Origin of the sequence: Pseudomonas sp. JAI111, from assembly GCF_024809425.1 — a bacterium.
Lineage (GTDB): Bacteria > Pseudomonadota > Gammaproteobacteria > Pseudomonadales > Pseudomonadaceae > Aquipseudomonas.
This window is the reverse complement of the sequence record NZ_JANUCB010000001.1, coordinates 47,810-62,346: the sequence shown is the minus strand read 5'-3', so window position 1 is coordinate 62,346 and position 14,537 is coordinate 47,810. Positions and strand designations below refer to the sequence as shown.

The following is a 14,537-nucleotide window of genomic DNA, read 5'->3' as shown; positions in this document are numbered from 1 at the left end:
TCAGGCCTCCATCAATGTTGATCCACCTCATACGCGAAACTGCCCCAATAGCTTATTGAGCTGGCTTGCCAGTTGGCCCAGCTGTTGGCTGGCCTCGTTGGAGCGGTCGGCGGCCTGGGCATTCTCGTGGGCCAGCGAGGCTGCGCGGGTGACGTTCTGGTTGATGTCCTCGACCACGTGCGACTGCTCCAGGGTGGCACTGGCGATCGAGGCGTTGAGTTCGGTGAGGTTGCGTAGCGCGCCGATGACCTGGTGCAGGCTCTCACCGGTTTGGCGGGCTTGTTCCACGGTTTGTTGAGCGGCTTGGCTGCTGGCATTGATGACATTGACCGCCGCTTCCGAGTTGCCCTGCAGGCGCTCGATCATGCCCTGGATCTGCGCGGTGGACTGCTGCGTGCGTTGCGCCAACAGGCGTACTTCGTCTGCCACCACGGCAAAACCGCGACCCTGCTCGCCAGCGCGCGCCGCCTCGATGGCAGCGTTCAACGCCAGCAAGTTGGTCTGCTCGGCGATGGCGCGGATCACTTCCAGCACGCTGCCGATCTGGGTGCTTTCCTGGGCCAGGCTCTGAATCACTTCGACGGCCTGGCCGATTGTTTCGGACAACTGATCGATCTGGCGCAGGCTGCTGTCGATGTTGTGCTGGCCCTGTCGTGCCTGCTCATCGGCCTGGCGTACTTCGTTGGCGGCGTGCTCGGCGTTCTTCGCCACTTCCTGCACGGCGTAGGAAACCTCGTGAATGGCGGCGGCCACCAGTTCCATCTGCTGGGACTGCTCCTGACTGTGGCGCTGGCTGTCGCTGGCAATTTCGCCGAGCGATTGCGAGGCTTTGTCCAGCCTGACGGCGGTCTGCATGGACTGGCCGATCACCCCGCGCAGTTTGCTGGTGAACGCGTTGAAGTGGCCGCTCATGGCGGTCAGTTCGTCGCGCCAGCGGCTGTCCAGGTTACGGGTCAGGTCGGCGTCGCCGCTGGCGATGTTCTCCATGGCATTGACCACCTGCGTCAGTGGCGAGGCGATGCTGCGGGCAATCAGCAGGATCAGCGCGCTGAGCAGCAGGGCGATCACCACCAGAATAACGAAGGCCTGTATCAGTTGGCGGCGGAACTCGACATGCACGTCGTCGATGTAGATGCCCGAGCCGACGATCCAGCCCCAAGGCTTGAACAGTTCGACGTAGGACACCTTTTCTACCGGCGCGTCAGAACCCGGCTTGGGCCAGCTGTAGCGCACCAACCCGGAACCGTCGCGCACGGCCACGGCAACCATCTCGTCAAACAAGGCCTTGCCATCCGGGTCGAGGGTGCCCGCCATGCGCTTGCCCTGGAGCTTGGCATTGGGGTGCATGACCATGCGGGTGTCGAGGTCTTCGATCCAGAAGTAGTCCTCGCGGTCATAGCGCAGGTCGCGTATGACCGCGCTGGCCTGTTGTTGCGCCTGCTCACGGCTGAGACCGTGGTCTTCCATCTCCTGGAAATGGCGCAGGACGCCGCTGGCGGTCTCGACCACGTGGCGGGTTTTCAGCGCCTTGGCGGCATAGAGATCGTCATAGCTCTGCTTGAGCATCAGGCCGGCGAGAATCAGCAGCATCAGGATGGACATCAGCAGGATCAACCACAGCCGGCGGCTGATGGGAATATTACGCAGGCCGAGCATGGGCAACTCCAGGAGGGGGGCGAAAGAACAAGCAGCCGGACGCAGGGCGCATCCGGCCAGGGGCTCAGAGCGCGTAGTGGGTCAGTTCGCGGGCGATCAGCAGGCGCTGCACTTCGCTGGTGCCTTCGTAGATCTGGGTGATGCGCGCATCACGGTAGTAGCGCTCCACCGGGTAGTCCTCCAGATAGCCGTAGCCTCCGTGGATCTGCATCGCGCTGGAACACACGCGCTCAGCCATTTCCGAGGCGAACAGCTTGGCCTGCGACGCTTCTGACAGGCACGATTGCCCGGCACTTTTCAGGCGTGCGGCGTGCAGCACCAGCAGGCGGGTAGCGTTGAGCCGGGTGTGCATGTCGGCGAGCAGGTTGGACACGCTTTGGTGTTCGATGATCGGCTTGCCGAACTGGATGCGTTCGCGGGCATACCCCAGCGCGGCCTCGAAGGCGGCGCGGGCGATGCCCAAGGCCTGGGCGGCGATGCCAATGCGACCGCCTTCGAGGTTGGACAGGGCAATGGCCAGGCCTTTGCCGCGTTCGCCCAGCAGATGGTCCTCGGGAATGGTGCAGTTGTTCAGGGTCACCGCGCAGGTGTCGGACGCCTTGATCCCCATCTTGTGTTCGCTGCGATCGACCACGAATCCGGGGTTATCGGTCGGCACCAGGAAGGCCGACAGGCCCTTCTTGCCCAGCTCCGGATCGGTGACGGCGAAGACGATAGCCAGCTTGGCACGCTTGCCATTACTGACGAATTGCTTGGCCCCGTTGAGCACCCAATGACCGTCGCGCAGCTCGGCGCGGGTGCGCAGGTTATGGGCTTCGGTACCGGCCTGTGGTTCGGTCAGACAGAAGCAGCCGATGGCCTGGCCGCTGGCCAGAAGCGGCAACCAGCGGTCTTGCTGGGATGGGCTGCCATATTTGAGCAAGGGGCCACAGCCCACAGAATTGTGGATGCTCATCAAGGCGCCGAGCGCACCGTCGCCGGCCGAGATTTCTTCCACGGCCAGGGCGTAGGCGACGTAGTCGGTGTAGCTGCCGCCCCAGGTGTCCGGCACCACCATGCCCAGCAGGCCCAGTTCACCCATCTGCGCCACCACGGCGTCATCGATCCAGCCGGCTTTCTCCCAACTCTGGGCGTGCGGGCCGACTTCGCTGCGGGCAAAGTCACGGGCCATGTCGCGGATCATGCGTTGTTCTTCGGTCAATTCGATATCGTGCATTGCGAGTCTCCTGCCGATCAGGCGGTGCGAAGGGGGATGCCAGAGGCTGGGCGAAATTCTCTGAAGAAAGCCTGCACCCGCGCCGGTACCAGTTCCTCCAGGGTTGGCGGGTTCCAGCGTGGGGTCTTGTCCTTGTCGATGATCAGGGCGCGGACGCCCTCCATCAGGTCGCCCTTGTCGAACCACTGGTAGTCCAGGTGCAACTCCAGGGCAAAACAGTCGGCCAGGCTCAGGTATCGACCGCGACGCAACAGCTCCAGTGTCGTGGCCATTGCCAACGGTGAGCGGCTGTCGAGCAGCGCGACCGTCTGTTCGGCCCAGTCGCGCAGCTCGGGACGCTGCTCGCGCTGCAGCGCGTTGCGAATCGCCGGCACATCAGGCAACGAGAAATACTCATCGATCACTTGGCGATAGGCCTTGAGTTCCGATCCGGCGATGCGCTCGGTGGCCAGGCCGGCGAGCAGGTCTTGCAAGTCTTCCTCGGGCGCTCCGGTCCAGTTCAAGTGATACAGGGCGGCATCCAGTTCGACCAGTCGCTCGCTGGGCAGGTAGTAGTCGGCCAGGTTGGCATAGAGCGCATCGGCGGCACGGACCTGACAGCCAGTGACCCCCAGATAGAGACCCAGCTCACCCGGAAGGCGTGGCAGGAAATAGCTGCCGCCGACATCGGGGAAAAAGCCGATGCCGACTTCCGGCATGCCCATCCGCGTACGCTCGGTGATCACCCTCAGCGAGGCGGCCTGGGCCAACCCCATGCCGCCGCCGAGGACGAAACCGTCTAGCAGCGCCAGCACCGGTTTGGAGTAGCCATGCAGGTACTCGTCAAGGGCGTACTCCTCCTCGAGGAACAGCTCGTGCAGGTTGTCCCCGGCCTTGTGGCTGTCGTACAGCATGCGGATGTCGCCGCCGGCGCAGAAGGCTTTTTCCCCGGCGCCGCGAATAGTCACGGCGACAATCTCCGGGTCCTGTTCCCACACCCACAGGTGCCGGCACAGCAGTGTCACCATGGGCAGGTCCAGAGTGTTCAGCGCGCCGGGTCGATTCAGCGTCAGGTGGCCGATGCGATTACGCACACTGGCCAGCACCGGGGCTTGCTGCTCGCTCATGCTTACGCTTCCCCACGGAACAATTTGATGATCGCGGAGAAGTCCAGACCGCCATTACCTTGCAGGCTGAAGGTCTGGTAGAGCTGCTGGGCGGCAGCACCGAGCACCACTGGCTGACGCGCATGTTTGGCCGCTTCTGTGGCGAGGCCGAGGTCCTTGAGCATCAGGTCGGTGCCGAAGCCGCCAGTGTAACCACGCGCGGCCGGGGCATTTTCCAGTACGCCCGGGAACGGATTGTTGATCTCCGAACTCCAGCAGCGACCGGTGGACGTGCCGATGACACCGGCCAGCACCTTGGCGTCCATGCCCAGGGCCACACCCAGGGCCATGGACTCGGCGACGCCGACCATGGAGATGCCGAGCAGCATGTTGTTGGCGATCTTGGCCACCTGGCCGTTACCCGCGCCGCCGCAGTGCACGATGTTGCGGCCCATGGCCGAGAGGACCGGCAGGGCCTGGTCGTACACACTGACCGGGCCGCCGACCATAAAGGTCAGGGTGCCAGCCGTCGCGCCGCCGGTGCCGCCGGAGACCGGTGCGTCGAGCATCGGGTTGCCTTGGGCCAGGGCGAATTTTGCGACTTCGCGGGCGCTGATCGGGTCGATGGTCGAACTGTCGATCAACAGTACGCCTTGGCCGATGTTGGCCAGCAAGCCGTCCTTGCCGCGATAGACCTGCTTCACGTGGTCGGCGGTTGGCAGCATGGTGACGATCACCTCGACCCCGGCCTTGGCCACGGCGGCGGGCGAGTCAGCGGCGCTGGCACCGGCCTCGACCAGGGCGGCGACCGCCTGCGGGAAAGGATCGAAGACGGTCAGGCTGTGGCCAGCCTTGAGCAGGTTGCGCGCCATTGGGCCGCCCATGTTACCCAGGCCGAGAAAACCGATATGCATGATGACTACCTTTTGCGAGTGGGGAGGCGCTGTTGCGCGTCGACCCGTTATGTCTGCGAATGCACCGTTCAACTCCGGCCGGCCGACGCTGGGCGCCGGCCGGCAGAGATCATTTCAGGGTGATGGTGGTGTTCACCGAGCCGCCGGTGTCGTCCTCGTCGAACCAGCGCTGGGTGACCGTTTTGGTCTGGGTGTAGAAGGTCACCACTTGCTTGCCGTAAGGGCCCAGGTCACCAAGCTTGGAAGCGCGCGAACCGGAGAAGGAGAACAGCGGAACCGGTACCGGGATCGGCACGTTGATGCCGACCTGGCCGACGTCGATTTCTTCCTGGAAGTGACGGGCCGCAGCGCCGGAGCGGGTGAACAGGGCGGTGCCGTTGCCATTCGGGTTGGCGTTGATGATCTCGATGGCCTCGCTCAGGCTTTCGGCATGCATGACGCACAGCACCGGGCCAAAGATCTCTTCGCGGTACACGGACATTTTTGCGGTGACGTTGGAGAAGATCGTCGGGCCTACGAAGTTGCCGTCCTGGTAACCCGGCACGCTTGGGTTGCGGCCATCCAGTACGAGCGTGGCGCCTTCTTCGATGCCGCTGGCGATCAAGCTGTTGACGCGATCCAGCGCCGCGCAGGAAATCACCGGGCCGATGTCGGTGCCCGGTTCGGTGCCGCCATTGATCTTGAGGGTTTTGGTCCGCTCGATCAGGTCCGGCAGCCAGGTCTGCGCTTCACCCACCAGGATCACCACCGGCAGGGCCATGCAGCGTTGGCCGGCGGCGCCGAACGAAGCGCCCAGCAGGTTGTTCAATGTCTGCTGCTTGTTGGCATCAGGCAGGACGATGGCGTGGTTCTTCGCGCCCATCATGCACTGAGCGCGTTTGCCGTTCTGGGTGGCGCGGTTGTAGACATGGGTGCCGACCTTGGTCGAACCGACGAAGGACACGGCTTTGATGTCCGGGTGATCGCAAATCAGGTTCACCGCGTCGACGCCGCCGTGAATGACGTTGAGCACGCCCTTGGGTACACCGGCCTCCAGCGCCAGTTCAACCAGGCGCATGGTTACCAGCGGATCTTGCTCGGATGGCTTGAGGATGAAGGTGTTGCCGGTGGCGATGGCCATCGGGAACATCCACAACGGGATCATCGCCGGGAAGTTGAACGGGGTGATGCCGGCGCACACGCCCAGCGGCTGCATCAAGGTATAGGTGTCGACGCCATTGGCGACGTTGTTGGCCAGCTCACCCATTTGCAGGTTACCGATGGAGGCCGCGTGCTCGACCACTTCCAGGCCGCGGAACACATCACCTTCGGCATCCGGCAGGGTCTTGCCCTGTTCGGCGGTGAGCAGGGCGGCCAGTTCCTTGATGTTCTCGCGGATCAGCTGCTGGTACTTGAAGAAGATCCGCGAGCGGGCGCCAATCGGCGTCTTGCGCCAGGTCTTGAAGGCTTCCTTGGCACTGGCCACGGCGGCGTCCATTTCCTCGGCGGTAGCGAAGGGCACGCGAGCCAGGACTTCCTGAGTGGCCGGGTTGACCACGTCGTGCCACTGGGTGCTGCGTGACTCGACGAATTCGCCGTTGATGAGAAGCTTGACGCTAGGAATGCTGGAGGAGGTCATTTTCGGGTCCTGTCTACTTTCTTTGAGTCGAGAGAGGCCCCTCGGCCTGTTTGGCCGAGCGGTCGCGTGTGAATTCAGAAGGGCCGGCGGACCGGCCCGGGTTCAGCCCTTGAGCTGAGGGAAGTCTTCTTCGAAGTGCTCTTGCGGGCCGCGTGTATCACTTTGGCGGCGCAACACTTCCATCTGTCGCAGTTCGACCCGGCGGATCTTTCCGGAGATGGTCTTGGGCAGTTCGCTGACGAACTCGATGCGGCGCACCCGCTTGTAAGGCGCCAGGTGCTCGCGGGCGAAGGCGAGGATGCTGCTGGCCAGTTCGGCGCTTCCGGGTTCGTCGTGAGCCAGGATCAAAAACGCCTTGGGCACGGCCAGGCGCAGTGGGTCCGGGCTTGGCACCACGGCCACTTCCATCACGGCCGGATGCTCGATCAGTGCGCTTTCCAGCTCGAAGGGGCTGATGCGGTAATCGGAGGCTTTGAACACATCGTCGGCGCGGCCGACGAACGTGATATAGCCATCCTCGTCGATCTGCGCGGTATCGCCGGTGCGGTAGAAGCCGTCGCGCATCACTTCGGCGGTTTTTTCCGGGCTGTCCTCGTAGCACAGCATCAGGCCAAGCGGACGCACGTCCAGTGGCAGGGCCACTTCACCTTCGTTACCCGGCACTCCGTCGGGGTCAAGCATGGTCACTTGGTAGCCCGGCAGTGGGCGGCCCATGGAGCCGGGTTTGAGCAACTGGCCGGGCGTGTTGCCGACCAGCGCGGTGGTTTCCGACTGGCCAAAACCGTCACGCAACGGCAAGTTCCAGGCATGCAGGATCTGCTCGATGATTTCCGGGTTCAGCGGTTCACCGGCGCCCACCAGTTCGCGCAGGTTCAAGCGCTCCTTGTAACTGGCCAGGTCCTCCTGGATCAGCATGCGCCATACGGTGGGCGGGGCGCACAGGCTGGTGACACCGTAGCGCTCCAGTGCGCCAAGCAAGGCCGGGGCGCTGAAACGCGCGACGTTGTGGATGAAGATGCAGGCGCCGGCGTTCCACGGTGCGAAGAGGCAACTCCAAGCATGCTTGGCCCAGCCCGGTGACGAGATGTTCAAGTGCAGGTCGCCCGGCTGCAGGCCGATCCAGTACATGGTCGACAGGTGGCCGACCGGGTAGCTCTGGTGACTGTGCAGCACCATCTTCGGTTTGGAGGTGGTGCCGGAGGTGAAGTACAGCAGCATCGGGTCAGTGGCATAGGTGCGACCCTCGGCTTCGAACTGCTCGGAGTACTCGCTGGCGGCGCTGTGCGGGGTCCAGTCGGCGGGGCCTGGGCCGACGCAGATGCGGCTGCAGCCTTCACCCAGACCGACGAACTTGTCGACATGGGCGCCACCGACCACGAGATGACGAACCTGGCCGCGCTCGATGCGGTCACTCAGGTCATCTGGGGTCAACAGGGCGGTGGCGGGAATGACCACGGCGCCGATCTTGAACGCGGCCAGCATGGTTTCCCACAGGGCGACGTCGTTGCCGAGCATCAGCAGGATGCGTTCGCCACGGCGCACGCCAAGCGCGCGCAAGTGGTTGGCCACCTGATTGGAGCGCAAGGCCAGTTGCTCGAAGCTGTAACGCTGTTCGCTGCCGTCTTCTTCGACGATCCACAGGGCGTTGGCCTGGTTGCCTTCGGCCATCGCATCGAAGTAATCCAGCGCCCAGTTGAACTCGTTCAGCTGCGGCCAGCGGAAATCCCGCGTGGCGGTGGCGTAATCGGTACGGTGGGCCAGCAGGAAGTCTCGAGCGGCGAGGAAGGGTTGGCAGTTGCTGTTCATTAAAGTCTCCATCGATCGCGGGGGCGATCGGCGCGGTATCGGGTACGGGAGGTTCAGGCGGCGAGGGTGGCTTCGCTGCGGGGAGCAACGCGTACGGGGCGCGTGCAGGTACCAGAGAGCGGGGAGACGGCGGCAAGCATGGATGTTTTCACGGTGTATGCCCTTGTTTGTTTTTGTTGGGTCTGGCCCGGTTCATGACCAAGCGCTTGAGCCCAGTATATGCATGCAAAAATCAATAAAAAATGCTCATAAAAACCGGTGCGTTGTGCAAAAAAATCATAGGGGTGGCGCGTTGGATGAGGGCCACTCGCACCGTCAGGCGATGCGAGCGGCGCCGGCTTTAAAGGGGATTTACCAGAGCGGCAGGGTGTAGCTGAGGATCAGGCGGTTTTCATCAAGGTCGCTGCCGAAATTGGTCGAGCGCACTGTCGCGTTGCGCCACTTCAGCCCGACATTTTTCAGCGGCCCGCTTTGCACGACATAGCCAATGTCGGTATCCCGTTCCCATTCCTTGCCTTCCGGGCGGTTGCCGCCCAGATCGATGTTGTCGCCCGTGAGGTAGCGCGTCATGAAGGTCAGGCCGGGTACGCCAATGGCTGCAAAGTTGTAGTCGTAGCGTGCCTGCCAGGACTTTTCGTCCTTGCTGGCGAAGTCGCCGATCTGCACGAAGTTCACCAGGAAGGCATCGGTACCGTTGATGTAGGCGTAGCCGGTGTCGCCGCTCATGCCTTGATAACCCAGGCCGAACGCGTGGCCGCCGAGGCTGTAGGTGAACATCGCACCGATGGCGTTGTTATCGACATTGCTGCCACCGTCGTCCGTGGACCGGGCATAACGCAGGTCGGTCTTCAACGACTGGCCCGTGGTCACCGGCAATACGTAGGTCAGGTTGACCAAGTGCTGGCTGTAGAAGTTGTCGAGGTGACCGTAGCTGTAGCCAGTGGCGAGGTTGCTGGTCCATTTGTAGTTCAGGCTGGCGAAATCGAAGCTGTCGCTATCGACATGACCCGTTGTGATGCCCTTGGCGCCGGTGCGGGTGATGGCCATGTCCTCGTAATCCGAGGAGTCGCGCTGATTGACCTGGGTCAGCCGTCCGGCGTCCATGGTCAGGCCTTCAAGCTCCAGCGACGTCAACTGACCGCCCTTGAAGGTTTGTGGCAACAGACGTGAATCGTTGGCCAGCACGGTCGGCAGCTTCGGCAGCAGCGTGCCGAGTTTCAGCGTGCTTTTAGAGGCGCGCACTTTGGCGGTCAGGCCCAGTTCGCCGTACTCGTCCTGCGAGCCTTTGCTCGTGTCGCGATGGCGTTTAAGCAGGCCGGAACCGGCGCGATCGGGGCTGGAGTCGAGCTTGACGCCGACCAGTCCGATGGCATCGAAACCGACACCGATCAAACCGTCGGTGAAGCCCGATTCATAACGCAACAGGAAGCCCTGCGCCCATTCCTCTTGTTTCGATTGAGGGGCGTTGCTCTGACGATAATCCCGGTTGAAGTAGAAGTTGCGCAGCTCCAGGCTGGCCTTGCTGTCTGCGAGGAAGTCCGCATGGGCTTGGGTGGCCAGGCTGGTGCCTGCCAGGAACAGGGTGAAAAGGCTGGGTTTCATCGCTTGTCTCTTGTTGTTATGAGTAAGTGTTTTTACGAGCAAGCCGAGCCCGCACTGACTGGTGCCAGTGGAGGGCAGGCTTGTTGAGCGTGCCCAGTGCGGGGCGGCGCTGGGCGGGAGTAAAAAAGCGCGATGCTAAGGGGTGAACTCGCGCTCAGGGCACAGGCCCCGTAAAACGGTAGTGTCAGTGACTGCTGGCCATGGCAGCGCCCAGGCCGGTCTGAGCGCGGACGAACTGATCGGCATAAGCCGCGCGCTCTCGGTTGGCGCGCTCGCTGCGGTCCAGCTTGGACGCGACGACGATGACCAGGAAAGCCAAAGGCATGGAGAACAGCGCCGGCTGGTCGTAAGGGAAAATCGCATGGGTATGGCCCAATACGCCGACCCACACCGATGGCGAGCCGACGACCAGGCCCAGGGCGCTGATAAGTCCGGTCAGGCCGCCGTAAACGGCGCCTCGGGTGGTCAGGCCATCCCAGTACATGGCCATGATCAGCACCGGGAAATTTGCAGAGGCGGCTATGCCGAACGTCAGGCCGACCAGGAACGCGATGTTCTGGCCTTCGAACAGAATGCCGAGGGAAATCGCGACAATGCCCAGGCAGACAGTGGCGATGCGCGACACGCGCATTTCCTGTTTCTCGTCGGCCTTGCCCTTTTTCAGTACCGAAGCATAAAGGTCGTGAGAAATGGCCGAGGCGCCGGCCAGTGCCAGCCCGGACACCACGGCAAGGATGGTGGCGAAGGCCACGGCGGAGAGGAACCCGAGAAACAGGTTGCCACCCACCGCTTTAGCCAGATGCATCGCGACCATGTTGCCGCCGCCGATCATGGCGCCGCCGACCTTGCCGTCGACAAAGAACTGCGGGTCTGTGCCGACGATGACGATGGCGGTGTAGCCCAGGATGCAAACCACCAGGAAGAAAAACCCGATAAACACCGTGGCGAACAGCACCGATTTACGCGCCTCCTTGGCATTGGGCACGGTGAAGAAGCGCATCAGGATGTGCGGCAGGCCGGCGATGCCAAAGACAAGTCCGAGGGACAGGGATACGGCGTTGATCGGGTCGGCCAGCAAGGTGCCCGGGCCCATGATCTGCACACCACTGGCGTGCACCGCCACCGCTTGGGCCGCCAGTGTCTCGAAGCTGAAGCCGAAGCGACTCAGGGCCATCAGCATCAGGGTTGTGCCGCCGCCCAGCAGCAGAACTGCCTTGGTGATCTGCACCCAGGTGGTGGCGAGCATGCCGCCGAAGATCACGTAGACCAGCATCAGCAGACCGACCACCACCACCGCCGTGCGGTAGTCGAGGCCGAACAGCAGCTTGATCAACTGGCCGGCACCGACCATTTGCACCACCAGGTAACAACACACCACCGTCAGCGAGCCGAGGGCGGCGAAGCTGCGCACGCGGGTTTGATCCAGGCGCAATGAGACGATGTCGGCGAAGGTGTAGCGGCCCAGGTTGCGCAGGCGCTCAGCCATCAGGAAGGTGACGATGGGCCAGCCGACGAAGAAGCCGATGATGTAGATGAAGCCGTCATAGCCCTTGGTGAACACCAGGCTCGAAAGGCCGAGCAACGTAGCCGCCGACATGTAGTCACCGGCGATTGCCAGGCCATTCTGAAAACCGGTGATACCGCCACCGGCGCTGTAGAAATCGGCAGCGGAGCGCGTGCGGCGTGACGCCCACCAGGTGATCAGCAACGTCGCGAGGACGAAGACGAAGAACATGCCGATGGCGTGCACGTTGAGCGGTTGTTTCTCTGCGGTGAGGGTGTCGGCACTGGCCAGCAGAGGGCAAAGGGCGAGCAGGGCGGTCAGGCGTTTCATGCGCGAGTCTCCTGGAGGATCTGCGCGCTGAGCGCGTCGAAGCGGGTGTTGGCGGTGTACACGTACCAGGCGGTCAGCAGCCAGGACAGCAGGATAATCGTCGCACCAATCGGCATGCCGAGGCTCAGATGGCTGCCGTCGTACAGCGGCAGACGCAACCAGGCAGGGGCGAAGGCCACGACCATGATGTAGCTGTAATAGACGGTCAGGACCGCGCCGCTCAGTGACCAGGCCAACAGTGCGCGCTGGCGAGTGAGGCGCTGGAACTTGGGATTGGCCCTGACCTGGTCGCAAGTCAGGGCGTGGTTCGGATGGTCAGTCGTCATGGTGAGGCTCCGCTTTTAATTGTTTTTGTTTGTCGGCCTTTTTAAGGGCGTACGGGTACCCGAGCGACGCCCCGAAAAGGGACGCCACCTGAATGCTGGTGCTGGAGTCATTGCCGCCTCGGTGATCCTGCGCAGGCGGAAAAAAAGTGGATGGCCCAAGGGTGGCGCCGGAGCTCTGCCGGCTGTCGCGCGGACCCTCGGCGGGCTGTGATTTTGTTGGCGTGCAGCCTCGTGTTTACGGCATGCAAACCATTGTTGAACCGTGCACTTATCCCGTCAGCCCGGATTATTTTCGAGGGCTTTTCTGGCTTGAAAACGATGCTGGTCAAGCTGGGTTGAATGCGAGTATATGTTGGCAAAATTCCAATATGTATGGGCAGAAAAGCCTGATGAATATGCAAAAACGCACAACGCAAACTCACCTTAATTGGGACGACATGCGCTTCTTTCTCGAAGTCGCCCGTGCCCGTACCGCCAGCGGTGCCGCCCGCCGCCTGGGAGTGGATTACACGACCGTGTCGCGGCGCATCCGCGCGCTCGAACACAGTCTGGGGGCCTTGTTGTTCGAGAAATCGCGGTCCTCGGGTTTCGTCCTGACGGTGGATGGGCAGCGCCTGGTCGGCCATGCCGAATCTCTGGAAAGCACGCTGCTGGCAGCCTGCGAGCAGGTATCCGGAACCACCGGAGGACTCGCCGGGCACCTGCGCATCGGTTGTACCGAAGCCTTCGGTTCCTGCTTCGTCACTGCGCAAATGAGCCACTTCATCACCCACTACCCGCATATCTCCGTGGACATTCTGCCGGTCCCGCACTTCGTCAACCTGTCACGGCGCGAAGCGGACATTGCCATCACTCTGGAGCGGCCCGAGCGCGGTCCGTATGTGTGCTCGCGGCTGTGCGACTACCGCCTGCGTCTGTACGCGACGCCGCAATACCTGGCCGATCATCCGCCGATTGCCAATCGCGAGGATTTGGCCGGTCACCCGTTCGTGACCTATGTCGAGGACCTGGCCTTCAGCTTCAAACTGCTCTACCTGAACGACCTGCTGCCTGGCGCGCACAGCCGCTTGCGCAGCACCAGCGTCGTTTCCCAATACCACGCGGCGCTGGAAGGGCGGGCGCTGGCCATCCTGCCCTGTTTCCTCGCAGGTCCCGACCCGCGCCTGTGCGAAGTCCTACCGGATCAGGTGGAGGTCACTCGCCAATTCTGGATGTACTACAGCGAGGACCTGCGCAAGCTCAAGCGGATCACCTTGGTGGCCGACTACCTGCGCGCTTGTGCGGAGCTCAATCAACCGCTGCTGATGGGCGAGTCGAAGGTGATGGCTTACCTGCCGAAGCCCTGAGCTTGCGCTCTGTTCCGGCCCGGAAACGCATTAACCCGACCCTAAAAAAATAAAAACAGGTGTCCCCATGCTTCTCGATCATGCGTTGTTAATCGATGTCAGCGGCCAGCCGATACGCCAGCACCACAAAAGTTTTTCAACCGAATGGGATGAGATCCGCGACTGGTCGGATCGGGTTTACATGCCCTATCGCGTGACCCCCACAGGGCGCGTCATCAAGCCCCGCGCCACCATGCATTCATCGAGGATTGGCGAGTTGACCCTGACGCGTTTTGCCTATGGCGTGGCGGTGAGCGTCGATGAGTTTTCGCCGCAAGCCGGCAATGCGCTGCTGCTCACGACCATCCGCGGCAATGCCCGGCACTGGGGGCAGCGTTCGGTCACTGAAGACACGGCAGTGGGTCAATCCTTCATTGCCGATTGCAGTCGTGTCGATTACCGGATCGACCTCGACGCGGATCATCTTCAGCTGAATCTGACCATTCCTCATGGGGTTCTTGAGCAGATGGCACAGCAGTGGTTCGGCTTCGTGCCCGACGATCAGTTCTGGCGACACAAGTGCGTCATCGGCGGCGTGGGTTCGAGCTGGCTGAGTTTGTTGGAGTACACGGTCCGTTGTGTGGCCGAGGCTCCCGAACACGTGGCTGAAGGGCGTATGGGCGCGCATCTGGAGCAAAATCTTTGCGTTCATTTGCTGCAAGAGTGGGCGAGTCGAGCGGCGCAAGCAGGGCTTGATTTCAATAGCCCGATGAACCGCATCGCACCTCGTTATGTGAGGGCCGCCGAAGAATTCATGAGTGCCAATGCCGCGAGCCTGCCGACGATGGCGGAGGTGGCCAGTGCAGTCGGGACCAGTGTGCGGGCATTGAGTGGAGCCTTCTCGCGTTTTCGCGGAATCACGCCCGGGGCCTTTTTGCGCGAGCAGCGATTGCAGGGGGCGCACCGCGATTTACTGGCGACGGATCCGGAATCCGGCACCACCGTTTCGGCCATCGCCTTTCGATGGGGTTATCTCAACCTGGGTGAGTTTGCGGGGAGCTATCGCAAGCGTTTCAGCGAGTTGCCCTCACAGACCTTGCGGCGCCGACTGCGCTAGTGATTTGACCCGGGACAAGGGCACCGAGAGTGGCGCGT

11 protein-coding genes are annotated in these 14,537 nt (G+C 62.5%); 2 read left to right on the top strand and 9 right to left on the bottom strand.

The features are described 5' to 3' along the window. Positions 1–27 precede the first annotated feature (27 nt). The 9 genes from HNR03_RS00275 to HNR03_RS00235 form a co-directional block, all read right to left on the bottom strand. Entirely contained in the window at positions 28–1,656 is a 1,629-nt protein-coding gene (locus tag HNR03_RS00275) for a methyl-accepting chemotaxis protein (RefSeq protein WP_259150013.1), read from the bottom strand. A 64-nt stretch (positions 1,657–1,720) separates the two neighbouring features. Further along, positions 1,721–2,872 (bottom strand): acyl-CoA dehydrogenase family protein, encoded by a 1,152-nt coding sequence (locus HNR03_RS00270; RefSeq protein ID WP_259150012.1) that lies wholly within the window; start codon positions 2,870–2,872, stop codon positions 1,721–1,723. Between the two features lie 17 nt (positions 2,873–2,889). Further along, positions 2,890–3,978: an enoyl-CoA hydratase/isomerase family protein gene (locus HNR03_RS00265; protein ID WP_259150011.1), complete on the bottom strand. Its 1,089-nt coding sequence runs from the start codon at positions 3,976–3,978 to the stop codon at positions 2,890–2,892. A 2-nt stretch (positions 3,979–3,980) separates the two neighbouring features. Next, positions 3,981–4,871 (bottom strand): 3-hydroxyisobutyrate dehydrogenase, encoded by an 891-nt coding sequence (mmsB, locus tag HNR03_RS00260; protein WP_259150010.1) that lies wholly within the window; start codon positions 4,869–4,871, stop codon positions 3,981–3,983. A 109-nt stretch (positions 4,872–4,980) separates the two neighbouring features. Then, entirely contained in the window at positions 4,981–6,489 is a 1,509-nt protein-coding gene (locus tag HNR03_RS00255) for a CoA-acylating methylmalonate-semialdehyde dehydrogenase (RefSeq protein WP_259150009.1), read from the bottom strand. A 102-nt stretch (positions 6,490–6,591) separates the two neighbouring features. Next, entirely contained in the window at positions 6,592–8,295 is a 1,704-nt protein-coding gene (locus HNR03_RS00250) for an AMP-binding protein (RefSeq protein WP_259150007.1), read from the bottom strand. Positions 8,296–8,646: 351 nt separating this feature from the next. Beyond that, entirely contained in the window at positions 8,647–9,897 is a 1,251-nt protein-coding gene (locus HNR03_RS00245) for an OprD family porin (protein ID WP_259150006.1), read from the bottom strand. Positions 9,898–10,081: 184 nt separating this feature from the next. Further along, positions 10,082–11,731, bottom strand: a complete 1,650-nt coding sequence (locus HNR03_RS00240; RefSeq protein ID WP_259150005.1) for a cation acetate symporter — start codon at positions 11,729–11,731, stop codon at positions 10,082–10,084. Further along, the gene (locus HNR03_RS00235) at positions 11,728–12,057 is read right to left on the bottom strand and encodes a DUF485 domain-containing protein (RefSeq protein WP_259150004.1); all 330 of its coding nucleotides are present in this window, start codon (positions 12,055–12,057) and stop codon (positions 11,728–11,730) included. The genes HNR03_RS00240 and HNR03_RS00235 overlap by 4 nt, the downstream gene beginning before the upstream one ends. 395 nt (positions 12,058–12,452) lie before the next feature. Between HNR03_RS00235 and HNR03_RS00230 the strand changes: the two genes are divergently transcribed. Next, positions 12,453–13,403 carry a LysR family transcriptional regulator gene (locus HNR03_RS00230; RefSeq protein ID WP_259152053.1) on the top strand — a complete coding sequence of 317 codons (951 nt, stop codon included), beginning with the start codon at positions 12,453–12,455 and terminating at the stop codon, positions 13,401–13,403. Between the two features lie 67 nt (positions 13,404–13,470). After that, complete coding sequence (locus HNR03_RS00225; protein ID WP_259150003.1) at positions 13,471–14,499, top strand: AraC family transcriptional regulator; 1,029 nt, start codon at positions 13,471–13,473, stop codon at positions 14,497–14,499. The last annotated feature ends 38 nt before the right edge of the window (positions 14,500–14,537 follow it).